Origin of the sequence: Pseudomonas vancouverensis (assembly GCF_004348895.1) — a bacterium.
Lineage (GTDB): Bacteria > Pseudomonadota > Gammaproteobacteria > Pseudomonadales > Pseudomonadaceae > Aquipseudomonas > Aquipseudomonas vancouverensis.
Map to the genome: position 1 here is coordinate 1 of NZ_RRZK01000018.1, position 24,936 is coordinate 24,936.

The window sequence follows — 24,936 nt, forward strand, 5'->3', positions numbered from 1 at the left end:
GGGTCGACGGCGGTAACACAGCTTTGTGTCCAAAGTGCGGCATTGATTCTGTCATCGGCTCGGCATCAAACGCGCCTGTAAATCCGGAGTTTCTCTTGAAGATGTACGAGCACTGGTTCTGAACGAATCAACCGTTCGAGGACATCTGTTCTTTCTGCCATGGACTCACAAAACTTTGCTGCTTCTGCGTTTTCACGTGGCCTTGGTGATATCGGGCCCTGGTGAACGTCCGCATTGGATCGATAACGACCCTTTGCAGATGTCAGAAACAAATCAAATATTGCTAACGATTCAACGCCGCCCCTCAGATAGGCGCTTTTTCATGTGATTCAGTGCCCCGCAACCGCAGGCCTGCCAGCTGCACGCGGGCCCGATTTGAAGCCGTGAGCCCGAGCGCTCCAGACAATGGCGAACCCCACACTCACCAACATCACCATTGCCCATGGAAAAGCGCCGACGCCCCACCTGTCCAGTAACACCCCACCCACTACCCCACTCCCCGCAATCGCGCTGTTCCAGGCCACCACGTTCAACGACAACGCCACATCCGCCCCATTTCCGGCCGCGTCCGCCAGTGCCGTTTGCAGCAACGTCGCCGCCCCACCGAAGCTCAATCCCCAAACAGCCACGCCGATGTAGATCACCTCTGGCACGCTACCGAAAAAACCAAACGTCAAGGAAACCGCCGCAAACGCTGCCAGGCTCACCAATACCGTCTTACGCAACAACGGTTCAACCAATTTGGCAGTCATCCAAATCCCCACCAACGCCGCCATGCCAAACACCAACAACACCAAATCAACTTGCCCCCCCAACCCCACCGGCGTCACGAACGGTGCGATGTAGGTGTAGAGCATGTTGTGCGCCAGCATCCAGCTGATCACCACGGCCAGCACAGGTCGCACCCCCGGCGTGGTCAGCACGGTGCGCAGCGACATGCGCTGGTGTGCGGCTTGGGGCGGGTAATCGGGGACTTTCACCAGTACCCAGACGATCAACAACAGGGTCAAGGCCGACATGGTGCCGAACGTGATGCGCCACCCCATGAGACCACCCAGCCAGGTACCGAGGGGCACGCCGAGCGACAGGGCAATCGGTGTGCCGACCATGGCTAGCGCCAGCGCCTTGCCCTGTTGATGGGGCGCAACCATGCGGCGTGCATAGCCGGCCAGCAAGCTCCAGGCTAGCCCCGCCGCGACACCGGCGAAAAAACGCGCCACCAGCGTCACGCCGTAATGGGATGACAGCGCAGTGATGGAATTGAACAGCAAGAAACCGATGATGGTCAGCAGCAGCACGTTACGGCGGCGCCAGCCACGGGTGGCGATGGTCATGGGAATGACCGCCAACACCGAGCCCAGAGCATAAGCGGTGACCATCTGGCCGGCCATGGAGGGGGAAATCGCCAGGCCTTCACTGATCTGCGGCAACAGGCCCGCGGGCAGGGTTTCGGTGACGATGCAGATGAAGCCGGTCATGGCCAGAGCAAGCAATGCGCCAATGGGCAGACGGTCGGGCGTTGTCGATAAGGTGCATGAGGGCGTCACGGGAAACTCCTTTGGCGAAGACTTCAGATTTAAATACCGATCGATACAGATGTTGAGGGCGGTCAGCGCTCGTTGTCAACAACTTATGTATCGATTAGTATTTATGTCGTCTTTCAGAGGAGCCTTGAAATGGCGCAGATGGGCCGTCCCCGCACCTTCGACCGCGACCACGCCGTGGAACAGGCCTTGCACCTGTTTTGGCAATACGGCTACGACGCGACCTCCCTCTCTCAATTGAAAGCCGGACTCGGTGGCGGGATCTCCGCGCCGAGTTTTTACGCGGCGTTCGGCTCCAAGGAAGCGCTGTTTGAAGAGTGCGTTCAGCGTTACCTGGCGACCTTCGCCCAAGTCACCGAATGCCTGTGGGACGAAAGCCTGCCGCCACGCCAGGCCATCGAGACCGCGCTGCGTCAGTCGGCACGCATGCAGTGTGAAGAAGGCCATCCCAAGGGTTGCATGGTGGCCCTCGGCATGATGAGCGCGCCCAGCCCCGAGAATGCTCGGGTGGTCGATGCCCTGACCCGATCTCGCCTGCGCACTCGCGCGGGGATTCTGGCGTGTGTTGAACGGGGCGTCAGTGCCGGTCAGCTGCCAGGCAATATCTACGCGCCCGCGATGGCTACGGTGTTCGACAGTTTCCTGTTGGGTATTTCCATCCTTGCTCGGGATAACGCGCAGCATGAGGTCATTGATGCGGCCATCACTCAAATAATGCTGACGTGGGACATTGCTGCCTCTACCGTGCCGCCCACCTGATGCAATGGTTTAAAGGGATTATGGAGCTGCCACCGCTCATCGCTGGATAAACGTCTTGAGATCAACGCTCAATTTTTCGATCGCGGCCTTGAAGTCCTTGGTGGTGATTTTCTGGCTCTCGTTTTCGAGCTGGCTGCCGAAGACCTTGCGCACCACTTTGGCCATGGTCTGATGGGTTCGTCCGTCGATGAATTCGGCTTCGATGAACAGATTGGTGTCCTGATCCCGATGTCCGGTGGCGGCTTGTGTGGCGCCAACAACGGCGGCGATCGGCATGATTTCGTACCACTTCATGCCTTCGTTCGAAGCGCTGACGCCAGTGATGGCCGCTCGCAGGATCAGGGGGCGTGAGCCGGCCGGTGCAGCGGCGACGTTGGACACCCTCTGGTATTTCTGGCCCAGCGCGAGTTTGGCCTTTCTGGACATGAAGTCCTGCAGCTCGGCCAGGGTCTGCCGATTGACCTGCTCATTGGGTTTTGGCGCGGGGTAAAACTCCAGGGTTCGAAAGGCTATGGTGTCGTACGCATTCGGGTTCCACGCCGGGTTCACCCAGCGCAAGGCCTTTTCGCCCGAGGTCGTCGTCACCTCTTCCAGGTTGTTGTAGTTGGACAGGAAGCCTGAATACTGCTCGCGCTCGGTGACCTGGGACGTGCAACCACCGAGCAGGAGGCCAGCCAGTGCGACACTTACGAACAGTTTCCGGGCCAGGGTCATGGCGGCTTCACTCCACAATTGAGTCGTTTTCCAACAGCAGAAATTCAGCATCGACAAACCGGGTTTCCAGCTGGAATCCGAGTGTTGTCGGCATGCGGTCAAGCCGGATCAAGGTCCAACTGATAATAGGGTCGGAGTCCAGATCCACAGCATAGATGAAAGACCTGCGGCTCTTGCTCATCAGTGCAATCAATTGGCGGCTCTTGCCCGCCTGCTGATGGATGAACGGCCATGCCTTGGCCTGCGCGATTCCTGGAAATCAGCTGTACTTGGAATCCGACATCGAGTTCATGGAGATCAGATCATGAGAACGCAAAGGACCTTTGGCTGGATCGCCATGATTGTCCTACTGCTGGTGAACGGGGCTTCCTGGGCGGCCACCGAACGCGCAGACAAGCGTCGTGAGGCGCGCGATACCCGCCAGGAAACGCGCCAGGATGCACGCACGACGAAACAGGATTGTCGCGCCGCCGATGCCAAGAGCAACCCCGGTTGCCGGCAGGACAAACGCCATACGAAGCAGGAAGGACGGCAAAAAGCCCGGGATATCAAATACTGAACCTGCTCCCTCGACGGGCATGGCGCAGGCGGGCTCATTTCGACAGAAGTCGCCATTCAACGCCGGGTAATCTTGTCATTTGCCAAGGCTTGAGGCAGGGTCGGTACCACTGACATCTCTGCCGAAGGAGTCACGCCATGTCAAAGCTGTATCCCAGTATCGATCCCGAGGGGCTGGTCGAGTATTCAGTGGTCTACACCGACCGCTCGCTCAACCACATGTCGCAGTCATTTCAAGACGTGATGAAGAACATTTCCAGGACCCTGAAGCAGGTCTACAACGCCGAGGGCGTTGCGGTGGTTCCGGGCAGCGGCACGTTCGGTATGGAAGCGGTGGCACGCCAGTTTGCCAGCGACCAGCAATGCCTGGTGATCCGCAACGGCTGGTTCAGTTATCGCTGGAGCCAGATCCTCGAGATGGGCAAGATCCCCGCGGCGACAACTGTGCTGAAAGCACGACCAGTCGACACCGGGCGCCAGCCGGCCTACGCCCCGCCACCGCTGGACGAAGTGCTGGTTGCCATTGCCACGCAGAAGCCACAGGTAGTCTTCGCCCCCCACGTTGAAACCTCATCAGGGATCATCCTGCCCGACGACTACCTGCGGGCCGTCGGCGATGCCGTGCATGCGGTGGGTGGCCTGTTCGTGCTGGACTGCATCGCCTCGGGAACGATTTGGGTCGATATGCACAAATGCGCCGTCGACCTGCTGATCAGCGCACCGCAGAAAGGCTGGAGCGCCTCCCCTTGCTGCGCCCTGGTGATGCTCAGTTCCCGGGCCCTCGAACGCATCGAGCACACGCAAAGCAGCAGCTTCGCCTGCGACCTGAAAAAGTGGCTGCAGATCATGCAGGCCTACGAACAGGGTGGGCACGCCTACCATGCGACCATGCCCAGCGATGCCCTTGCACGATTCAATGACGTGATGAACGAGACGCAAGCCTACGGTTTCGCCAAAATCCGCGACGAACAGCAAGCTCTGGGCGATCGGGTGCGCGCCATGTTGACCGGCAAAGGCATCAAAAGCGTGGCCGCCGCCGGCTTTCAGGCCCCGGGTGTGGTGGTGAGCTACACCGATGATGCCGAGATCAAGAGCGGCAAGAAATTCGCCAACCACGGCCTGCAGATCGCCGCCGGCGTGCCGTTGCAATGCGACGAACCGGCCGACTTCCAGACCTTCCGCATCGGTTTGTTCGGCCTCGAAAAACTGCGCAATATCGAGCGCACGGTCAGCACACTCGAGCAGGCACTGGACGAGGTGATGGCGAACTAAACCCGCCTCTTGCTGACCCGCCTCGCGAAAAAGCAAGGCAAATCACGCCACCGACGGACGAAACAATGCACAACACCCGATGAATCAATCGTGGTGCTTGTGCTTGTTTTTATGCTTGTGCTTGTGGCCGGAGTGATGGTCGTTGTCATCGGCCAGGCTGTTGCCGACCGCACCGCCCGCCGCACCGCCCAGGCCCGCGCCGATCACACCACCGGTTGAGCCGCCGACACTGTTGCCGATGACCTGGCCACCGACGGCGCCGAGACCGCCGCCAATGGCCGACTCGGTTTTCTTGCCGCTCTTGGCCGTCATCGCACCGCCGGCGGCACCGCCGACCCCGGCGCCGATCGCCGCGCCTGTGCTACCGCCGACAGACTGACCGACCACACTGCCAAGGGCACCACCGATGCCGCCGCCAACTGCGGTGTTGATGGAGTCCCCGGCGAAGGCGTGATGAGAGACAAGCAGGCTCAACGCAACGACCGACAATGATTTACGCATCCGACAGACCTCAAGACATTCAAAAGAGCCGGAAAGTCTGTGGCTCGCCAATGTTCAGGTCAATGTGTATTCGGTCGTGCATTAACCTGGGTCAAGCAATCGCCGCTTAGGACCACCGCTTATCGAGTGTCCCGCGCTGAATGCTCCTCGCTTACATCAGGTTGCGCGCGTCCGGCCGATGGTCGGCTGAGCCGGTCGCGGCTGGCTCAACGCGGAAACAACATCGTCACCGCGAAACGAAATCCCCAGCCCTGCGGGCCGTCATCCGGGCTGTCGAGCCAGTAGCGCGGCCCGGCTTGAATCGTCAGTGGCTGGCCGCCGATTTTCAACAGCTGCGTGACCGTCAGGTTGACCGGCACTGACCATTCCCGTGACTGCCAGTTGTAGGTGGATTCGGTGTTCACGCCGTACGTGGTGAGGCTGCTGGTGGTAAAGGAGAGAAAGGGTTGCAGGAACGTCTGGTTGACCTTGTCCTTGTCATCCGGCGGGCTGCCGTCCAGGCCCCAGATATGGTTGGCGAGCATGCCGTAGGTCCAGCCATGTTCCTGTTTCAGCGCAACGGCGGTAGGGCCGAGGCCCCACTGCTCGCTCCCGAGCAACTCATCACTGCCGGTGGGAATCAATATCGCCGGACCAACGCCCAGTATCCAGCCACTGGCCGTGGGCTGCTTCGGCGAAAAGAAAAAACTCTGGGTGATATCGCCGACGCCGGACTTGTCCGCCGCACCATTGTCGGCCAGGCCGTGCTGATCGATGACCGGCAGGATGGTGCGCGAAATCAGGTTCCAGTCATCATTGAGGGTAAATGGCAGCACCGGCTGAATGTTGGTCACGCTGTGCATGCCCTCACCACTCGGACCCATTTTCTGGTCCCAGTTGTACTGCACCGGCAGGCTGTACATGGCGGCAACCGGGTTGAGCGCTTTTTTCGCCAGCTCCGCCGAATCCTCAGCCTGCGCCAGGGGTGCGAGGCACAACGCGCCAATCAATGCCGAAGTGGTGTATCTGCATCGCCCTTTCCAATCCATTGCAAATCACCTGTGGTCGACAAAAATACGCAATAAGCAATGAGCGTAGGCAAAGCTGATCAATGCGCAATTTTTCCCATTTTTTTGCCGGTGATTGTCGATCGATAGCGGGCTCTCCCGTCAAAACCGTCAACGGACAAGACGCGGGCAACCCGAGCAATGAGTAAAAGACGAAGCATCCAAGGATGCCTCGTCTTGAAACCCAAAAGGCTGAGTTTTAAACAACGTTAGAGCGATGCCTCAATCTTCTTCGCGGCGCCTTCATCGACCCAGGCGTGCCAGATCTCCGGGTGTTCCTTGAGGAAGATCCTCGCCAGTTTTGGCGACTCGATGCGCTCTTGGGTCATTCTCGCCAGGTTCTGATTCAGCATATCGATGGGGATGTTGACCTTTTCCAACACCGCGACCAATTCCGGGGCCTGTTCATGAAAAGCCTTGGAGAGCCCGACCATGGTCACGACGTCTTTGTTGGACCCGGTCTTTTCCTCCAGCCTGACGGCATCGATCTGCCCCATCAGTGGCGTTGGTGACCAGTAGTAGAACAGCACCGGCTCACCGCGTTTGTAGCTGGACAGCACCGCTGCATCCAATGCCGCACCCGTACCTGGGCGGAAGTTTGTGTAGGTGTTTTCAAGACCGTACGCCTTCAACATATCGGTATTGTCCTGCTCACATATCCAGCCCGCAGGACAGTTGTAGAAGCGGCCTTTGGACGGTTCCTCCGCGTCATGAAAAACACTCGCGTATTTGCTCAGGTCAGCGACGGTCTTGAGGTCCGGGGCTTGCGCCGGGCGTTTACGTTTGGCGTCGCCCTCAACCACGTAACGGGGCACATACCAGCCTTGGGTCGCACCGATGATCGGCGCGCCAACCCCGACGACCTTCCCGGCCGCCGCCGCTTTTTTCCAGACTTCGCTGCGCTCCATCCATTCCTCGCCAAACACCTGGATGTCGTTGCCGGCCAGTGCGGTCTCGAGAATGATGGTGTTGCCCACCAACTGATCCGTTGCACAGCCATAACCATCCTTGAGCACAATCATCATGATGTCGGTGAGGAGCATCCCGCTCTCCCAGTTCAACCCGGCAAACTTCACCGGCTTGCCCGATTCACACCACCCCGAGGCCTGGCTGGAAGCACTGCCGACAAGCAAGCCAAGGGTGAGCAACGAGGCCAACAAACTCTTCCTGTTTTTCATGATCAGACGCTCCGAATCATTATTATTGGGGGCAGCGAACTGTGGCGTGCGCAAGCACGTGAAGCGAAGAAGTGAATCAAACGTTCTTGTTATCAGGGTTCAGACTCAAGCCACTGGATCAACCGAGGTGCGTCCATAGAACAACTGGCGTGCATAGGCACTGAACTCGACATCCGGCCGGTCGACGTAGGCAAACACCGCGTTGAGCCGCAGCCGGTCGCCTTGCACCGGCGTGACCCTGTGCAATGAATAGCGGCCGCGGAACAAGGTCAGGGTACCGGGTACCTGCGGCAGCACCTCCACCTGTTGGGTTTGCGCATCATCGAGGAAGCCACGGACCGCGTCATAGCAATCGTCGTTTTCATTGCGCAGCATGCGCACGTATTCGAAATCGCCGCCGGCATTGGCCGCCTGCAGGGACAGCGTGACGCTGAAGTCGGAACGATCGAAGTGCCAGCCCAACTCCTGCCCTGCGGTGAAGCCCTGCAAGTTGAGGGCGGCCAATGGATCAGCATGTCGATAGAGCGCGTCCAGGTCCAGGACATCCTTGATGAACGCCAGGACATCGTCCGATCCGTAGATCTGCCGGATCAAATGTTCATCAGGAATATCGGCATAAGCAACGGTATCTTTCGCCGTGTTCATCAAGCGTCGTAGCGGATGTTGCGGATCAACGCTTTCGTCCTGGGGCTTGAAATAAACCGTGTGGTTTTCCCGAAAATGAAACATGCGCGGGTGCAGGGCAAGTGTCTGCTGCGCCATCGCCTCAACCGAGGGATTGCGGACAAAACCGGGAAAGATCGCAACGCCCTCTTCTGCCAGTAACGACTGACTGCGAGTGACCAAGTCGAGGTAAGCGGAACTGCTGCGATCAGTGATCGGGTACTGCTCGAGATCGACGAGATCGCCCAGGGTTGGCGCGGGTGTGAAAGGCAGGGTTGTCATTGTTATAGGTCTCCGTTGGCTCTGCTGAATTCAGATTGCATCGCCACCAGAAACAAGTCACGCTCATAATTTTACGCGATTTTGTGAATTATTTTCAGGTCGTATAACCATGAGACTGACACTGGATCACCTGGTCATGCTGCAAACCCTGGCGGAAGTCGATTCGGTCACCGCCGTGGCCGAGCGTTTATGGCTGACACCTTCGGCCGTCAGTCACCGCCTGCGCGAAGCGGAGCGGCGCTTGGGGGTGACCCTGACGGAACGCTCGGGCGGCAAGCTTCGACTCAGCCCTGCCGGCGTGCGCCTGGAGCGGGCCGCCAAAGACATCATCGCCATACTCAATGAAGCCGAATCCGAAGCCCGGTCCATGGCCGGTGGCGTCACCGCGTTTGTGCGCATGGGAGTCACCTCCTACGGCCCGTTTCGCTGGATTCCAAAATTCATCAAACACTATTCGAGTCTGCGGCCAGACATCGAAATCACCCTGGTGACCGTGCCCCGTAACGACGTTTACGCGAGCCTGATGCAAGGCCGGCTGGATGTGTCGATCATCGACGACGGCATGGTGCCCAGCGGTGTCGCCAGGCTGCCGCTGTTCCGCGACGACCTGATCGCGATCATGGCCACCGATCATCCCCTGGCGGGCAGGAAAAACATCTACGCCCAGGACTTCAAGACATACAACCTGGTGACCTATTCGACCGACCGCGCCAGTGGTTGGGAGTACGACCGCTTCTTCGCCCCCGCCAGCATCTTGCCGCGCCGCATGATCACTGTGGAATTGATCGAGGCCATCGTTGAACTGGTGCGTTCGGGATACGGCATCAGCATCTTGCAACGGGATCTGGTGACCCCCAGCCTCGAGCGCGGGGAACTGGCCTGGGCGGCCCTGAACGACGGCCTGGATATCGCCTGGAACGCCATTGTGCGCCCCTCGGAACGGGAGGACAGTGAAGTCAGTAAAATGGTGGCGGCGCTCGATAGCTGGATGAAAGATGCCGCCTCCGGGATTTGACGCCGTGCCTGTTCATGGTTTTTCACTGCTGTAGTGAATACGACAACAGGGCAAGAAAACGCTAGACATGTTCAATCCACTACATATAGGATTAATTCAGATGGTTCTGTAATAAAAACAACAGCGCTTTAAAAGGCGATTCGATGACGAATTTACGAGAAAAAATTACCGATGCCGCTCTGAAGCCAACCCCTTCTGAACGCAAGGTCATTCGTGTTTTGCTTGATCAGTATCCACGAAGTGGACTGGGCTCTATGGCCCGCCTGGCGGAACAGGCCGGTGTCAGCGACCCGACCATCATGCGCTTGGTCAAGAAGCTTGGATTTGCCGGTTACCCTGACTTTCAGGAAGCCTTGCTCAGTGAGATGGACCAACGACTGCGGTCGCCCATCACCTTGCTTCAGCCCCGCGCTCACCATAATCAGGACGATGCCTGGGGTCTCTATCTGCAGGACAGCGGCCGCACACTTCAAGAAACTCAAAGCCTGACCCAACCTGAAGATGTACGGGTCCTGGTCGACTGGATTCTTGACAGTCGCCATCAGGTTTATTGCTTTGGCGGTCGACTCAGCAGCTTTCTCGCCGGCTATCTGGTCAGTCACTTGCGCTTGTTGCGTCCGGGCTGTCATACGCTGGAGGACAACGCCCAGCTTCCCGATCGGATGCATGACATTCAGCGCCAGGATGTCGTACTGCTTTTCGACTATCGCCGCTACCAGACCCAGGCACTTCGCGTCGCCACGGCGGCCAAGGCGCGCAACGCCCGCATCGTCCTGTTCACCGACGTCTATGTATCCCCCCTGCGCGAGTTGGCCGACCTGATCATCAGTGCGCCGGTCGAATCGGTATCGGCCTTCGACACGCTGGTTCCGGCCCTGGCCCAGGTTGAAGCATTGATTGCCAGCCTGACCCAGCGCAGCACCAACCTCAATGATCGCCTGGAAGCCATCGATTCGTTGCGCGCCGGATTTGCCGCCCATCTCCTGGAGGAAAAATAATAATGTTCAGCCTTCCCCATCACTCCCCGCGTGATTTGCCATTCAGCCAGGGGCACACGGCGCTTCTGCTGGTCGATATGCAGCGTGCCTGGCTTGACCCCAGGCTTGATCCGCATCTGCAAGGGCCGCAGGCAGAATACTTCCTGACTCGCACCCAGGCTCAGGTAATACCCAACCAGATCAAGCTGCTCAACGCCGTGCGTGGCGCCCGGCAAAATGTGCTGCATACCATCATAGAGAGCCTGACCGCCGATGGTCGTGACCGCTCACTGGATCACAAGTTGTCGGATATGCACCTGCCCAAGGGCAGCTATGAGGCCGGCATCATTGATGAACTCGCGATCACTGAAAACGAGATCGTCCTGCCCAAGACCTCTTCTGGCGTTTTCAACTCGACCAATATCGACTACGTGCTGCGCAACCTTCAGACCCGCCACCTGATCATCGCCGGGATCGTTACTGACCAATGTGTGGACATGGCGGTTCGCGACGCAGCCGATCGGGGCTACCTGGTCACGCTGGTCGAAGATGCGTGCGCCACCTACACCGCAGCAAGGCATCAGGCCTGTCTGGAGGCGATCAAGGGTTACTGCTGGATCACTGATACCCAGACAGTCATCGACCGCTTGCAGGAGATGGGAGCATGAGCCTGTCCAGCGCAAGCAAACCTCCTGTGGCACCCACGGCCATGACCACGATTGTCACGACTGACCTGATTGGCATCACTCGCGGACGCTCGTTTCCCACTGACGAACTGGAAAGCTATCAAGTCGCCGGTTGTGGCTGGGTTCCCGCCAATAGCGCCTTGACCCCTCAGGGGCTGGTTGCGGCGGATAACCCGTGGGGATCCTTTGGCGACCTGCGGCTGATTCCGGACATGAGCAGCCGTGTACGCGTGCCCAATGGCCCCGACGCCAATGCGCCAGGGATGGACTTTATCCACGCCGATATCTGTGAAACGGACGGCCAGCCCTGGGCCGCCTGCCCGCGTACCTTGTTGCGTAACGAAATCCAGCGCTATCGCGACGATCTCGGGCTTGAGGTCACGGCAGCGTTCGAACACGAGTTCAACCTCGGCTACCTGGATGCGGCGAACTCGCACCACGCCTTTTCTCTGGCGGCCCAACATCACGCGGCATCATTCGGAGGCTGGTTGCTCAGCGCCCTGAAAGCCGCCGGGGTTGAGCCGGAAATGTTTTTGCCGGAATACGGCAAGGCACAGTATGAAGTCACCTGCCGCCCGATTCAGGGCGTCGCCGCAGCCGACAGGGCCGTGAACGTGCGGGAAATCACCCGCGAAATCGCCCGGCAGATGGGCCTGGACATCAGCTTCGCGCCCAAGCTCCAACCCGATGGCGTGAGTAACGGTGTGCATCTGCATATCAGTTTGCAGGATCAGGCGGGACACCCCGTCATGTACAGTGCGCAGGAGAGCAACGGCCTTTCGGCATTGGGTCGGCACTGGGCAGCGGGGGTTTTGAAATACCTGCCGGCACTCTGTGCGTTCAGTGCGCCGACGCCGATTTCCTACCTGCGCCTGAAGCCTCATCACTGGAGTGCGGCATACGCCAACCTTGGCCAGCGCAACCGTGAAGCTTCGCTACGCATCTGTCCGACCATCACCATCGGCAATCGCTCTCCGGCAAAACAGTACAACCTGGAATTTCGTCCGCTCGACGCAACATCGTCGCCGCACTTGAGCATGGCGACAGTGCTGATGGCCGGCAGATTGGGCATCGAACAAAAACTGGCACTGGAGGCTTCGGCCGATGAAGCGCCGGACGACCTGAGCCAGGAGCAACGCCAGGCGCGAAACATCGTCGCCCTGCCCGGCTCCCTCAACGATGCATTGGTCAGTTTGCGTGATAGCAAAGAGCTGATCGCGCAACTGCCGACATTGCTGCTCGATGCCTACTTTGCCGTGAAGGCAGAGGAACTGAAGTCGACACAGACCATGAGCCCAGTTGAATTGTGTGAACACTATGCGCGTCTTTACTGAATCACCGGAATGGGGCCTGTACGACCAGCCTGCCTACTCCGTAAGTCGGGAAAGTGGCGAACACCCGGTCATTCTGGTCTGTGAGCATGCCAGTGCATACATCCCGCCTGAACTGGCTGATCTGGGGCTGAGCGAACAGGCAGCCAAGGAACACATCGCATGGGACATCGGCGCATTGGCCCTGGCCGAAAGCCTGTCGCGCACGCTCGATGCAACCTTGATCCGTGCCAACTACTCGAGGCTGCTGATAGATCTCAATCGACCACTTGATGCGCCCGACAGCATTCCTGTTCGCAGTGAGATTTATGACGTATTGGGCAACCAGCAACTGGATGAAAAGACACGCCAGTATCGACAAGCGTGTCTGTTCGAACCTTTTCATCGAAAGTTGAGCGAGCTGATCGACGCCCGACTGGCTGCGGGCCGCGACGTGCGGGTGGTTGGCGTACACAGCTTCACACCGGTGTATTACGGACAGCCACGGACGCTTGAAGCCGGCATTCTGTTTGCCCGAGCCCATGCCTACGCGCAAACACTGATTCACGGCCTGGCTGCGCAGGACCTCAAGGTTGCCGCCAACCAGCCCTACGAGATCAACGCACTTGAAGACATGACCGTGCCTTTCCACGGTGATCGACGGGGCATTGACGCAGCACTCATTGAAGTACGTAACGACTTGCTAAAAAAACCGGACGCTGTTCAGTCATGGTCGGACTATCTCGCTCCACTGCTGTAAAGGCTGTTGCTTGTTAAATCGGTAATACAACTATAAAAAACCGCTTGGGCGTCTTTTAACCTGCCAGGTTCAAAACAACTTCAGCTGTTGGCCTTTGTCGTTCAATGGCTGAAGTTTCCGCCTAACTTGCATACGGAAGTACCCAGTTATGGCTATTGAAGATTTTGGTTATAAACAAGAACTGAAACGCAGCTTGTCACTTGCTGACCTGGTCATTTATGGAATGATCTTCATGATTCCCATCGCGCCTTTTGGCGTCTATGGGTATGTCAACAGCGAGGCGCCCGGGATGGTGCCACTGGCTTACATAATCGGCATGGTCGCCATGCTGTTCACGGCGTTGAGTTACGGCAGCATGGCGCGCGCGTTTCCCATCGCCGGATCGGTCTATTCCTACGCCCAACGGGGTCTGCACCCCAACGCCGGTTTTGTCGCCGGCTGGCTGTTATTGCTCGACTACTTGCTGATTCCGCCGCTGCTGTACATCTACGCGGCAATCGCCCTGAACCACCTTTATCCCGCCATTCCGAAGGCAGGCTTCATTCTCGCGTTCCTGGTCAGTGCCACGCTGGTCAACCTGCGGGGCATGACCTTCACCGCCCGGATGAACATCATCTTCTTGCTGGCACAACTGACCGTTCTCGGTATTTTCCTGGCCTGCGGCTGGAATGCCCTGCAGTCTGGGGCCGGTAACGGTCACCTGACGCTGGCGCCGCTGTACAACCCCGAGACCTTCAGTTTCTCGTTGATGATGCAGGCGGTCTCGATCGCGGTGCTGTCCTTCCTTGGCTTCGATGCCATTTCCACACTGGCGGAAGAAACCAAAGGCGACGCCGGCCGCTCCGTGGGTCGGGCGGCGTTGATCAGCTTGCTGGTGATGGGCGGCATCTTCGTCGCACAGACCTGGCTGGCAACGGACCTGGCCAAGGGTATGGGTTTCACATCGGCCGATGCGGCTTTCTATGAGATCGCCGACATTGCCGGCGGAAGCTGGCTGGCCTCGCTGACGGCCATCGCCACAGCGCTGGCATGGGGCGTCGCGGTATCGATTACCTCCCAAGCCGCCGTTTCACGCTTGCTGTTCGGGATGGCGCGTGACGGAAAACTGCCCAGGATCCTGTCCAGCGTTCACCCCAAGTACAGCACCCCCCATGTGAGCATTTACCTGGTTGCCGTCCTGTCGATGGTCATTTGCTACCTGTTTATCGATACCGTAGACACATTGACTTCGCTGGTTAACTTTGGCGCCCTCAGCGGCTTCATGATTTTGCACATCACGGTGATCAACTATTACTGGCGACGCATGAAATCCCGCGACATCTGGCGTCACCTGATAACACCGTTGATGGGTTTCATTATTACGTGCGCGATCATGTACAACATGGGCCTGCAGGCGCAAAAACTGGGGCTTATCTGGATTGTCGTGGGGCTGGTTTATCTCTGGATACTTAACCGCAAGGGATTGAGCCTGCAGTTATCCAAGGATATCTGACCTGATAACGCTGCAACTTTCCAACCAATAATCAGCACCGTCATAAGTGCAGCGTTCACGGCTGCGCGATGGGCTGTGCCTGAAAAATCAGACTAACCACTTTCACCTGCTGCCGAGAGTAACAAGATGACTCGATATATCGATGTAAATGACCTTAGCCAACTGGTTGCGCGCAAAGGTCTCAGTACCTTTATTGGCGAGATGGCCGAATACATACGCGAAGATTATCTTCGCTGGAATGACTTCGAAAAATGCCCACGCCTGGCCAATCACTCGGCCGAAGGTGTTATCGAATTGATGCCAGTCTCGGACGCTTCGCTGTACGCCTTCAAGTATGTCAACGGCCATCCCAAGAACACCCAGAACGGGATGCTGACGGTCATGGCGTTCGGCGCGATCGGTGATGTCGAAACCGGAGAACCCGTTTTGCTCAGCGAGATGACCCTGACCACGGCGATTCGCACCGCCGCCACATCAGCATTGGCCGCTCGCTACCTGGCCCGACCTGAGTCGCGCAGCATGGCACTGATCGGCAATGGATCACAAAGCGAATTCCAGGCCATCGCTTTCCACACGATGCTGGGTATCAACGAGATCCGTCTGTTCGATATCGACCCGCGCGCCACGCAAAAACTGGCGAACAATCTCAAGGGCTTTGCTGAACTGCGGATCGTGGTTTGCGGCACCGCTGCTGAAGCCGTATGCGGTGCCGATATCGTGACCACCGTAACGGCCGATAAAGCCTACGCGACCATCCTGACAGCGGAAATGATAGAGCCCGGCATGCACCTCAATGCGGTGGGTGGTGACTGCCCTGGCAAGACTGAGTTGCACCGCGAAATTGTCGAAATGTCCCGGGTTATAGTCGAATACGAACCGCAAAGTCGTATCGAAGGCGAAATTCAGCAAATGCCCGCAGACTCACCGGTCACCGAGTTCTGGCGTGTCGTGAACGGCGAGATCAGCGGTCGTGAAAATGCCGCGGATGTCACGCTGTTCGACTCGGTTGGCTTTGCATTGGAAGACTATTCGGCACTGCGTTATGTGCTGCAGGTCGCCCGGGAGTTTGATATCGGCAGCACCATCGAGCTGGTACCGGAACTCACAGACCCTAAAGACCTGTTTGCCCGCCTGATTCCGGACACAGTGGTTTCACAGAAAAAACGCGCGTGATCCTGCAACATCGGCAGCATCGGGCACCTGCAAGTTGATCTTTGAGGGCTACGCCTGGCCTCACAATGGTTGTGAGTACAGACGTAGCCTTCACACAGCATTCAAGGGTCAGTGGCCCCAGCCGACGATGCCCTTGATTTCCAGGAAGTCGTGAATGCCCCAACCTGCGTATTCGCGGCCATTGCCGGATTGTTTATAGCCACCGAACGGCGCGAAGGTGTCCCAGTCCGGGTAGTTCAGGTACACCGAGCCTGCGCGCATGCGTTTGGCCACGGCGCGGGCATGCTCGATATTGCGCGACTGCACATAGGCCGCCAGGCCGTAGACGGTGTCGTTGGCGATCTCGATGGCCTGCTCTTCGTTGTCGTAGGGAATGATCGACAGCACCGGACCAAAGATTTCTTCGCGGGCGATGGTCATCTGCGCCGTCACATTGCCAAACACCGTCGGTTGCACGTAATAGCCCTGATCCAGACCGGCCGGACGACCCAGGCCACCGGTGACCAGGGTGGCACCCTCTTCGATCCCGGTAGCGATCAGGCCCTGGATCTTCAGAAACTGCGCCTCGCTGATCACCGGACCGAGGTTGCTGCTGTCCTCCAACGGGCTGCCGGTCACCAGTTTCTCGGCGGTGGCTTTGGCGATTTCCAGGGCGCGGGCATGCTGGGCACGGGGGACCAGCATGCGCGTCGGCGCATCGCAGGACTGCCCGGAGTTGGAGAAGCAGCCTTGCACACCCTTGGCCACGGCGACTTCGAAATCGGCGTCCTCCAACAGGATGTTAGCCGACTTGCCGCCCAATTCCTGCGCCACGCGCTTGACCGTATCGGCCGCCGATTTGGCGACCATGATGCCAGCGCGAGTCGAGCCGGTGAACGAGACCATATCCACCTGCGGGTGGCTGGCCATGGGTTGGCCGACATCGGGGCCGTTGCCGTTGACCAGGTTGAACACCCCGGCCGGCACGCCGGCTTCATGCAAAATTTCTGCAAAGATGATGCCGGTCAGCGGCGCGATTTCGCTCGGTTTGAGCACAATGGTGCAACCGGCGGCAATGGCCGGTGCGACTTTGCAGACGATCTGGTTCAGCGGCCAGTTCCACGGGGTGATCAGCGCACACACGCCGATGGCTTCTCGCACCACATGGGTGGTGCCGTGGTCCTCGCTGAACTGGAATTTTTCCAGGGCACTGATGGTCGACTCCAGGTGCGCGCGGCCACTCCAGATCTGCGCATCACGGGCGAAATGCAGCGGTGCGCCCATCTCAGAACTGACGGCCTGGACCAGGTCTTCGTAGCGCAGGTTGTACACCCGCAGAATGTTTTTCAGCAGCGCCAGACGTGCTTCGACCGTGGTGACCGAGAAGGCCGGGAACGCCTTGACGGCGGCGTCTACCGCCTTGTCGACGTCGGCCGCATTGCCGACGGCGATGCTGATGAAAGCTTGCTCGGTGGCCGGGTTGACCACGTCCAGGGTGTTGCCTGACTCGGCCGGGACCCACTCGCCATTGATGTAGAACTTGAGCGCGTTGTTCATGGTTTTCTCACTCTGATGGGGTGACTGCGATGGCACCGACGGACGCCACCGCAGGGCAAGGATCAACTGTTGCTGGGGAAGGCAAACTGCGCCGCTTCATGGTTGGCGCGACGTGGCCAGCGCTGGGTGATGGCTTTCTTGCGCGTGTAGAAACGTACACCGTCCGGACCATAGGCATGCAGGTCGCCAAACAACGAGCGTTTCCAGCCGCCAAAGCTGTGGTAGCTCACCGGCACCGGCAGCGGCACGTTGACACCGACCATGCCCACCTCGATCTCGTCGCAGAACAGGCGTGCCGCTTCGCCGTCACGGGTGAAGATGCAGGTGCCGTTGCCATACTCGTGATCGTTGATCAGTTGCATGGCCTCCTCCAGGCTGCCGACACGGACAATGCACAGCACCGGGCCGAAGATTTCGTCGGTGTAGATACTCATCTGCGGGGTGACCCGGTCGAACAGGGTGCCGCCGACGAAGAAACCGTTTTCATTGCCGGCCACCACCAGATCGCGGCCGTCCACCAGCAGGCTGGCGCCTTGGGCAATGCCTGCATCAATGTAGCCCTTGACCTTGTCCCGCGCCGCCCCGGTGACCAGCGGGCCCATGTCCAGCCCAGTGGACGTACCGGCACCGATCTTCAGCGCCCGCACCTGCGGAACGATTTTTTCCACCAGGGCATCGGCGATCCGCTCACCCACGCACACCGCCACCGACAGCGCCATGCAGCGCTCGCCGCAGGAGCCATAAGCCGCGCCCATCAAGGCACCCACGGCGTTATCGAGGTCGGCATCGGGCATCAGCACCGCGTGGTTCTTCGCCCCGCCCAGTGCCTGCACACGCTTGCCGCGCTTGGTGCCTTCGCTGTAGATGTACTCGGCAATCGGTGTCGAGCCGACAAAACTCAGGGCTTTGACATGGGGCGACTCGATCAGGCCGTCGACCACTTCCTTGTCGCCATGCACCACGCTCATCACGCCCTTGGGCAGGCCGGCTTCGATCAGCAGCTCGGCGATATACAGCGTCGAGCTGGGATCGCGCTCGGACGGTTTGAGGATGAAGCAATTGCCGCAGACGATGGCCAGCGGGTACATCCACAACGGCACCATGGCCGGGAAGTTGAACGGTGTGATGCCGGCCACCACGCCCACCGGTTGCAGATCACTCCAGGCGTCGATGCCAGGGCCGACGTTGCGGCTGTAGTCACCTTTGAGCAACTGCGGTGCAGCACAGGCGAACTCGACATTTTCGATGCCGCGCTTGAGTTCGCCGGCGGCGTCCTCCAGGGTCTTGCCGTGCTCTTCGCTGATCAGCCGGGCGATGGTTGCCTCATGCTGTTCGAGCAATTGCTTGAAGCGGTACATCACCTGGGCACGTTTGGCCGGCGGCGTGTTGCGCCAGCCCGGGAATGCTGCCCGTGCCACTTCGATGGCCTGTTGCAGGGTGGCGTCGTCGGCCAGGGCAACCTGCCCGGTGACTTCGCCAGTGGACGGGTTATAGACATCGGCGCTACGGCCTGTGCCCTGTACGCGTTCACCGTTGATCAGGTGTGGAACGATGCTCATGAAACTCTCCATTGCCGGCAAGTCAACGCCTGTCCGGCCGATTGTGAATGACGCGTGGCTCAGGCCTTGACGGCGGCCTGCAGGGCGATTTCCACCAGAATGTTGTCCGCCGCCATGTTCGCTTCGACGGTGGCGCGAGCCGGCAAGGCGTCTTGCGGAATCCACTCGCGCCACACCGCGTTCATCGCGGCAAAATCCTGCACGGCGTGCTTGAGCCAGATCTGCGCAAACAGGATGTGCGACTTGTCGGAACCGGCCTCGGCCAGCAACGCATCGATGCGCTCCAGCACCTGGGCCGTCTGCCCGCCGACGTCCTGGGTGCGGTCGGCCGGCACCTGGCCAGTGATGTAGACGATGCCGTTGTGCACCAGCGCATGGCTGAGCAGACCGGGGTTGGGTTGCAAGCGGGTAATGGTCATCGAAGGAACTCCTGTTGAGGTTGAAAAGGGCTGGGGTCAGGCAATCTGTAGCACGGTGCGACCGACCAGTCGGCCTTGGCGCATGCGCTCGAAAATGTCGTTGATGTCGTCCAGGCGTTCGAGGCTGACCTGTGCCTTGACCTGGCCACGGGCCGCGAAGGCCACGGCTTCGTTGAGGTCCTGGCGCGTGCCGATGTTGGAACCGGTGATCGACAACTCCCAGCCGCTGATGCTGGAAATCGAGGCGCGCACGGTGTCGGCGTCACCACCTGGCAAACCGATGAAGACCGCTGTGCCGCCGGGGCGCAGCATCTTCACCGACTGCTCGAACGCCGCATTGGCGGTGGCCGTGACCAGCACGGCATGAACGCCACCGGGAATCTGCTGCCTGAGGGTGCCCACCGGGTTGTCGAGGGCATTGATCAGGCACTCGGCGCCGTAGCTGCGGGCCAGTTCCAGCTTGTCGGCGCCCACATCGATCGCCGCCACGCGCAGGCCCATGGCAATGGCGTACTGCACCGCGACATGGCCAAGGCCACCGATGCCCATCACCGCGACCCACTGGCCCGGCCGGGCACGGGAGCGCATCAGGCCACGGTAAGTGGTCACGCCGGCGCAAAGGATCGGCGCCAGGGCGTAGAGGTCGACGCCCGGTTCGATACTGGCGACGAACGCCGCCGGCGCGACCATGTATTCGGCATAACCGCCCTGCTTGCTGTAACCGGTGGATTCGCGGCGTTCGCAGATGGTTTCCATACCGCCCAGGCAGAATTCGCAAATGCCACAGGCGCTGTACATCCAGGGCATGCCCACGGCCGTGCCGATGGCCGGCTCGCTGACGCCTTCGCCATGGGCGGCGACGTGGCCCGTGATTTCGTGGCCGGGAATCAGCGGCAGTGTCGGCAAGGCCGACCAGTCACCGTCCATGGCGTGCAGGTCGCTGTGGCAGACGCCGCAGGCAACGATGCGGATCAGGATTTCGCCCGGGCCGGGTTGCGGGATCGGCACCTGTTCGATCCGCAGTGGTTCGCCAACAGCATGCAGAACCGCAGCCTTCATGGTTTGACTCATCGCTCTCTCCTGAAACATCCACCCGATTCGCGGGCAAAGGGGCACCTATACCGCAGGCCAAGGCCGGCGGCAGGGTGTACGGGTTAAAAGGGTTTCCCCGCGGGTTTAGCCCACGGGGCGCAAGCTGCGCGTCGCGCTGGCGATGGTGCGCGCGGTATTGATCACTTTCGGCGCCAGGTCCTTGCGCGCCTCCTCCAGGCTCCAGCGACTGAATGGCACGGAGATGTTGACCGCGCCCAAGGGGTAGCCGTCGGCATTGACCACAGCGGCGGCAACGCTGATGTCACCGGCGAAATACTCCTCCTGGGCATAGGCATAACCTTCGCTGCGGGCCTCGGCGACGATGGCGCGCAATTGCTCAAGCTCGGTGACGGTGCTGGCGGTGTATCCCTGACGCTCGGAGGCGACGAGGATCGCGTCCGACTCGGCCTCCGGCAACGCCGCCAGGTAGGCACGCCCGGCCGAGGTGCAGTACATCGGCAGGTGGCGGCCCAGGGGCATGTGAATGGAGATCTGCTTGTGGCTGGGGAAGCGAGCGACATACAGCATGTCCAGACCACAGGGTTCGAGCAGGTTGCAGCTCTCCTCGACATCACGGTTGAGTTCATGCAGGTACGGGTTGGCGCGCTCGATCAGCTCACTGGTCTGCAGGTAACCGGTGCCCAGATCGAGGGACTTGGGCGCCAGGCGAAAACGCTTGGTCACCGGTTCCTTGTACAGATAGCCCAAGGCTTCAAGGGTAAAGGCCGAACGCTGCACGGTGCTTTTGTTCAGTCCGGTGGCCTCGGCCAGCTCGATCAGGCTCATGCTCGGGCGCCCGGCACGGAACGCCGTGAGGATCGACAGCCCCTTGGACAAGGCAGTAATGAACAGTGGCGAGTCTTCCAGAGAACTCATGGGTTTTTCCTTGTTTTTGCCGCGAGAGGCTCGCAGATCACGGTACGGTTACAGCGCTGTTTCATTCGAAATGACTCAAGACAATGCCCGGCTCTACGACCGGTTGGTTACGTTCAAAACGGTCCACGGCGAAGGGGCGCATGCGCTCATCGACATCGCCGTTGATGATGGCCCGGGCCAGGAACTCCCCCGCCGCCGGTGCACCGGCATGGCCGTAGCACCAGCCGGCGCTGATGAACAGGCCCGGCAGTTGCCCATGGGCGCCCAGCAGCGGCCCGAAATCCCTGGAGATATGCACCAGGCCCGCCCACTGACGCAAGATACGCGCATGGCCCAGTTGCGGAAACATCTCTAGGTAAGCCCGCGCGGTGGCGGCCATCACGGGCACATCGGCATTGAGGGTGTGCTGCGGACGTTCGGCCACCTCCGCGCCGCCAACCACCTCGCCGCGGGCAGTCTGGTGCATGTAACAGAGGCGATCGAGCAACGCCACCGCCGGACCGATCAGGGCCCGGGTCGGTTCCAGCGCCATGGCTTCCAGGCGCATAGGGTAGCCATCCAGGGCAACACCGGCCAGTTGCGCCAGGCGATTGCTTTCGGCACCACCGGCCAGTACCACGGTATCGGCGGCTATGCGCCTGGCGCCGACCTGCACCCCGGAAATTCGCCCGGCACTCTGGTCGATGGCGGTGACTTCGGTGCCGTAGTGAATGGCCACACCGCGAGCTTCGCAGGCCTGCCGGTAGGCATACATGGCGGCATGGTGCGGTGCCACGCCGCTGTCGGGCAGGTGCAAGGCCGCACTGACGCGCTCATGGGCCAGCGCCGGCAACACCTCGCGCAGTTGCGTCGGGGTCAACAGGCTGGATGTGATGCCGCTGGTTTTATGCACCTCCAGCGTGCGATCCAGTAATGCCGCTGTACTGCTGCGCTCACCCACCATGGTGTAGCCACGCCGCGAATACATGACGTTTTCGCCCAGGCGTTTGGACAGGCCCTGCCACAGGTGGCAGGAGTGGGCGAAGAATCGCGTCCATTCCGGCGAGCTGAAGGCGCCGCGTATCAGCGTGCCGTTGCGCCCCGAGGCCCCGCCCTGCCAGTAGCCGGCGTCCAGTACGAGGATGTCGCGGACACCCCGTTCCGCCAGATTGAAGGCCAGCGACAGCCCCTGAATGCCGGCGCCGACGATGAGGATCGATGCCTTGCCAGGCAATGGCTTGAGTGTATTCATTGCAGTGGCTCGACGACATCGGCCAGACCGGCCGCCTGAGCAACGCTCAGGGCTCGGCGTGGCGGGCGCAGCGTCGGCCTGGGCAAGGCAGCCAGGGCGATGCCGCTACGGGCACTGACCAACGCGCGCAACGAATCCCAGCAGGGTTGCCCCTGGCACGGGCCCATGCCGCAGGAGGTCAGGCGCTTGATCACTTCCAGGTCGGTGATGCCTTGCGCCAGCAAGGCTTCCACTTCATGGCAGGACACATCGAAGCACGGGCACAACAGCGCCTTGTGCCCTGAGCGTGGTGCCACCGGCAGCGCTTGATCGGCCTCTGCCGCGGAACCGACGGCACGCAGACGGCTCTGGCGCTGCTCGCGCAATTGCAACAAGCCTTCGGCACGGCTCTGGAAGGTCAGGCTGGCCTCACTCAACCAGGGCCCGGCATGCACCACGGCATCACAGGCCACCGACTCGGCAAACAGCGCGGCGCGAACCTGGCTGCGCCCCACCACCCGACGCAAGTCAGCCAGCGGCCGCGCGGCCACGACATTGACACCCAATTCACGCAAACGCCTGGCCACGGCTTCCTGATCGCCATTGCCGACCACCACGACCCGTGCTCCCGGCGCCACCGCCTGTTCATGAGCCATGATCAAGGCGCTGCGCACCTCCATCACGCCCGGCAGCCACATGCCCGGAACGACCGGTGGGCAAGCACGGCGACCGCTGGCCAGAATCACTTCGTCCGCTTCTAGGGCCAGGGCCCCTTGCGCGGGATCGTGAGGTGCGGCGAGCAACAGTTCGCCCTCCCGGTAGGCACCAAAGACTTCCGCGCCTGTGACCAGTTGCACCCGTTCATCCAGAGTCGGTCGCGGCTGACCTGCTGCATGGGCATAGCGGCCCAACGACGAGCCACGGGTCACCAGCACCACGCTACGACCCGCCGCCGCGGCATCATTGGCCGCCGCACAACCTGCCGGCCCTCCGCCGATCACCAGCAGATCGGCGCTCAGGTAACGCGCCGTCGGCACCGCCACTTCGCCCGCAGGCTCTGCGGGTTTGGCCACACCGGCAAGAAACGCCAGCAGCGCTTCCCAGCGTTGGAACAGCGCCGTGCCACTGGGCACCAGATTGCTGTGCTCGAAACCGCCCTGAATCCAGCTGGCCGGAATCAACCGCGACAGACGCAGCACATCGAACGCCGGGCCGGGCCAGCAGTTCTGCATCTCCAGCCGCACGCCAGCGCTCACCGGCAACAGATCCAGGCGCACGTTGGGCACGCCGTTGACCCGGGCCAGAACGCCCGTTACATAGCTGCCGGAATAACCCAGCGGACGATGGGACTTGCGACTCCAGGCCAAGGTGCGGATGCCATTGGCCAACAGTGCCGCCGCTACGCTTTCGCCTCGACGGCCCTGTACCGGCCGACCGTTCCAGAAGAACTCGACGGTTTCGCTGCCGGCCTGTGCAAGGCGCAGTTGAGTACGGCTCATGCCCCACTCCTTTTGGCTTTGCGCTGGGCCATGATGCTGATGCACAGCATCATGATCGACAGCAGCGTCATCAGCGTGGCGACGACGGCGATCAGCGGGTCGATTTCCGAACGCAGGGAACTGAACATGCGCTTGGTCAGCGTGGAACTGTCGCCGCCACTGATGAACAGTGAGATCACCGCCTCATCGAGGGAAATGGCAAAGGCGAACATCGCTGCAGCTATCACCGAGAAGCGGATCTGCGGCAACGTCACGTCGAAGAACGCCCGCAACCGCGTGGCGCCGAGAATGCACGCGGCCTGCTCCTGGGTCATGTCGTAGCTGCGCAACCCGGCGCTGACGTTGATCACCACGTACGGCAAGGCCAGCAGCGTATGCGCCAGCACCAGGCCGGGGATGGTGTTGTTCAGGTCGAACCGGGCGTAGACGAAGAACAGACCGATGGCGATGAAGATCGTCGGTACGATCATCGGCGCCATCAGCAGACCGCGCAGCACGCCCGATAAACGCGACTGGGTGACATGCAGCGAGTAGGCCGCCGCCGTGCCCAGAGTGGTGGCCAGCAGCATGGTCAGGGTCGCGGTGATCAGCGACACCGTGGTCGCCGCACGCCACTCCAGCGATGCGAAGTAACTGAAGAACGGCTCGATGCTGAACGACTTGGGCGGAAAGCTCAGGTAGCGCGCATCGGACAGCGACATCGGGATCACGATCAGTGTCGGCAGCACCAGAAACGCCATGGTTGCCAGCACCAGCAGGTACAACCAGGAAGCGCGCACGCCTGCCATCAGGGTTTGTTTGACTCGGACCATGGT

25 protein-coding genes are annotated in these 24,936 nt (G+C 60.3%); 10 read left to right on the plus strand and 15 right to left on the minus strand.

The window, feature by feature from the left end; all coding sequences use genetic code 11:
- Positions 1–329: 329 nt before the first annotated feature.
- Positions 330–1,547, minus strand: coding sequence for an MFS transporter (locus EIY72_RS13835; RefSeq protein WP_093222630.1), 1,218 nt, complete (start codon positions 1,545–1,547; stop codon positions 330–332).
- A 129-nt stretch (positions 1,548–1,676) separates the two neighbouring features.
- Between EIY72_RS13835 and EIY72_RS13840 the strand changes: the two genes are divergently transcribed.
- A complete protein-coding gene (locus tag EIY72_RS13840) occupies positions 1,677–2,303 on the plus strand; it encodes a TetR/AcrR family transcriptional regulator (protein ID WP_093222633.1) in 627 nt (208 codons plus the stop codon).
- Between the two features lie 36 nt (positions 2,304–2,339).
- Here the strand turns inward: EIY72_RS13840 and EIY72_RS13845 are convergent, their stop codons facing one another.
- Both EIY72_RS13845 and EIY72_RS13850 read right to left on the minus strand, forming a co-directional pair.
- Complete coding sequence (locus EIY72_RS13845; RefSeq protein WP_093222636.1) at positions 2,340–3,017, minus strand: DUF3313 domain-containing protein; 678 nt, start codon at positions 3,015–3,017, stop codon at positions 2,340–2,342.
- 7 nt (positions 3,018–3,024) lie between these two features.
- The gene (locus EIY72_RS13850) at positions 3,025–3,198 is read right to left on the minus strand and encodes a hypothetical protein (RefSeq protein ID WP_157720938.1); all 174 of its coding nucleotides are present in this window, start codon (positions 3,196–3,198) and stop codon (positions 3,025–3,027) included.
- Between the two features lie 123 nt (positions 3,199–3,321).
- On the opposite strand from EIY72_RS13850, the gene EIY72_RS13855 reads away from it, so the two are divergent.
- The gene (locus tag EIY72_RS13855) at positions 3,322–3,576 is read left to right on the plus strand and encodes a hypothetical protein (RefSeq protein ID WP_093222639.1); all 255 of its coding nucleotides are present in this window, start codon (positions 3,322–3,324) and stop codon (positions 3,574–3,576) included.
- A gap of 137 nt (positions 3,577–3,713) precedes the next feature.
- A complete protein-coding gene (locus EIY72_RS13860) occupies positions 3,714–4,847 on the plus strand; it encodes an aminotransferase class V-fold PLP-dependent enzyme (RefSeq protein WP_093222642.1) in 1,134 nt (377 codons plus the stop codon).
- Between the two features lie 84 nt (positions 4,848–4,931).
- Here EIY72_RS13860 and EIY72_RS13865 read toward each other — a convergent pair whose 3' ends face one another.
- From EIY72_RS13865 to EIY72_RS13880, 4 genes are all read right to left on the minus strand, one after another.
- Positions 4,932–5,348 carry a glycine zipper domain-containing protein gene (locus EIY72_RS13865; RefSeq protein WP_093222645.1) on the minus strand — a complete coding sequence of 139 codons (417 nt, stop codon included), beginning with the start codon at positions 5,346–5,348 and terminating at the stop codon, positions 4,932–4,934.
- A gap of 206 nt (positions 5,349–5,554) precedes the next feature.
- Positions 5,555–6,376 (minus strand): hypothetical protein, encoded by an 822-nt coding sequence (locus EIY72_RS13870; RefSeq protein ID WP_093222648.1) that lies wholly within the window; start codon positions 6,374–6,376, stop codon positions 5,555–5,557.
- Between the two features lie 227 nt (positions 6,377–6,603).
- Positions 6,604–7,572, minus strand: coding sequence for an ABC transporter substrate-binding protein (locus EIY72_RS13875; RefSeq protein ID WP_093222651.1), 969 nt, complete (start codon positions 7,570–7,572; stop codon positions 6,604–6,606).
- A gap of 105 nt (positions 7,573–7,677) precedes the next feature.
- A complete protein-coding gene (locus EIY72_RS13880) occupies positions 7,678–8,517 on the minus strand; it encodes a HalD/BesD family halogenase (RefSeq protein ID WP_093222653.1) in 840 nt (279 codons plus the stop codon).
- A gap of 109 nt (positions 8,518–8,626) precedes the next feature.
- Here EIY72_RS13880 and EIY72_RS13885 point away from each other — a divergent pair, with 109 nt between their 5' ends.
- From EIY72_RS13885 to EIY72_RS13915, 7 genes are all read left to right on the plus strand, one after another.
- Positions 8,627–9,532, plus strand: coding sequence for a LysR family transcriptional regulator (locus EIY72_RS13885; RefSeq protein WP_093222656.1), 906 nt, complete (start codon positions 8,627–8,629; stop codon positions 9,530–9,532).
- A 143-nt stretch (positions 9,533–9,675) separates the two neighbouring features.
- A complete protein-coding gene (locus EIY72_RS13890) occupies positions 9,676–10,530 on the plus strand; it encodes a MurR/RpiR family transcriptional regulator (protein WP_093222659.1) in 855 nt (284 codons plus the stop codon).
- 2 nt (positions 10,531–10,532) lie between these two features.
- Complete coding sequence (locus EIY72_RS13895) at positions 10,533–11,177, plus strand: cysteine hydrolase family protein (RefSeq protein WP_093222661.1); 645 nt, start codon at positions 10,533–10,535, stop codon at positions 11,175–11,177.
- The gene (locus tag EIY72_RS13900) at positions 11,174–12,529 is read left to right on the plus strand and encodes a type I glutamate--ammonia ligase (protein WP_093222664.1); all 1,356 of its coding nucleotides are present in this window, start codon (positions 11,174–11,176) and stop codon (positions 12,527–12,529) included. The genes EIY72_RS13895 and EIY72_RS13900 overlap by 4 nt, the downstream gene beginning before the upstream one ends.
- The gene (locus tag EIY72_RS13905; RefSeq protein WP_093222667.1) at positions 12,513–13,265 is read left to right on the plus strand and encodes an N-formylglutamate amidohydrolase; all 753 of its coding nucleotides are present in this window, start codon (positions 12,513–12,515) and stop codon (positions 13,263–13,265) included. The genes EIY72_RS13900 and EIY72_RS13905 overlap by 17 nt, the downstream gene beginning before the upstream one ends.
- A 148-nt stretch (positions 13,266–13,413) precedes the next feature.
- On the plus strand, positions 13,414–14,757 hold the full coding sequence (locus EIY72_RS13910) for an APC family permease (protein ID WP_093222669.1): 1,344 nt from the start codon (positions 13,414–13,416) through the stop codon (positions 14,755–14,757).
- Positions 14,758–14,883: 126 nt separating this feature from the next.
- The gene (locus EIY72_RS13915; protein ID WP_093222672.1) at positions 14,884–15,930 is read left to right on the plus strand and encodes an ornithine cyclodeaminase; all 1,047 of its coding nucleotides are present in this window, start codon (positions 14,884–14,886) and stop codon (positions 15,928–15,930) included.
- A gap of 108 nt (positions 15,931–16,038) precedes the next feature.
- On the opposite strand, the gene EIY72_RS13920 is transcribed toward EIY72_RS13915, so the two are convergent.
- The 8 genes from EIY72_RS13920 to EIY72_RS13955 all read right to left on the minus strand — a co-directional run bounded on the left by EIY72_RS13920 (position 16,039) and on the right by EIY72_RS13955 (position 24,933).
- Positions 16,039–17,466, minus strand: coding sequence for an aldehyde dehydrogenase family protein (locus EIY72_RS13920; RefSeq protein WP_093222675.1), 1,428 nt, complete (start codon positions 17,464–17,466; stop codon positions 16,039–16,041).
- 62 nt (positions 17,467–17,528) lie between these two features.
- Entirely contained in the window at positions 17,529–19,025 is a 1,497-nt protein-coding gene (locus tag EIY72_RS13925) for a CoA-acylating methylmalonate-semialdehyde dehydrogenase (protein ID WP_093222677.1), read from the minus strand.
- Positions 19,026–19,084: 59 nt separating this feature from the next.
- Complete coding sequence (locus tag EIY72_RS13930) at positions 19,085–19,444, minus strand: RidA family protein (protein ID WP_093222680.1); 360 nt, start codon at positions 19,442–19,444, stop codon at positions 19,085–19,087.
- Between the two features lie 36 nt (positions 19,445–19,480).
- Entirely contained in the window at positions 19,481–20,515 is a 1,035-nt protein-coding gene (locus tag EIY72_RS13935) for a zinc-dependent alcohol dehydrogenase (protein ID WP_093222683.1), read from the minus strand.
- Between the two features lie 105 nt (positions 20,516–20,620).
- On the minus strand, positions 20,621–21,412 hold the full coding sequence (locus tag EIY72_RS13940) for an IclR family transcriptional regulator (protein ID WP_093222685.1): 792 nt from the start codon (positions 21,410–21,412) through the stop codon (positions 20,621–20,623).
- A gap of 61 nt (positions 21,413–21,473) precedes the next feature.
- Positions 21,474–22,643, minus strand: a complete 1,170-nt coding sequence (locus EIY72_RS13945) for an NAD(P)/FAD-dependent oxidoreductase (protein ID WP_093222688.1) — start codon at positions 22,641–22,643, stop codon at positions 21,474–21,476.
- Positions 22,640–24,121, minus strand: a complete 1,482-nt coding sequence (locus tag EIY72_RS13950) for a 2Fe-2S iron-sulfur cluster-binding protein (RefSeq protein WP_093222691.1) — start codon at positions 24,119–24,121, stop codon at positions 22,640–22,642. The genes EIY72_RS13945 and EIY72_RS13950 overlap by 4 nt, the downstream gene beginning before the upstream one ends.
- On the minus strand, positions 24,118–24,933 hold the full coding sequence (locus tag EIY72_RS13955) for an ABC transporter permease (protein ID WP_093222694.1): 816 nt from the start codon (positions 24,931–24,933) through the stop codon (positions 24,118–24,120). The genes EIY72_RS13950 and EIY72_RS13955 overlap by 4 nt, the downstream gene beginning before the upstream one ends.
- Positions 24,934–24,936 lie beyond the last annotated feature (3 nt).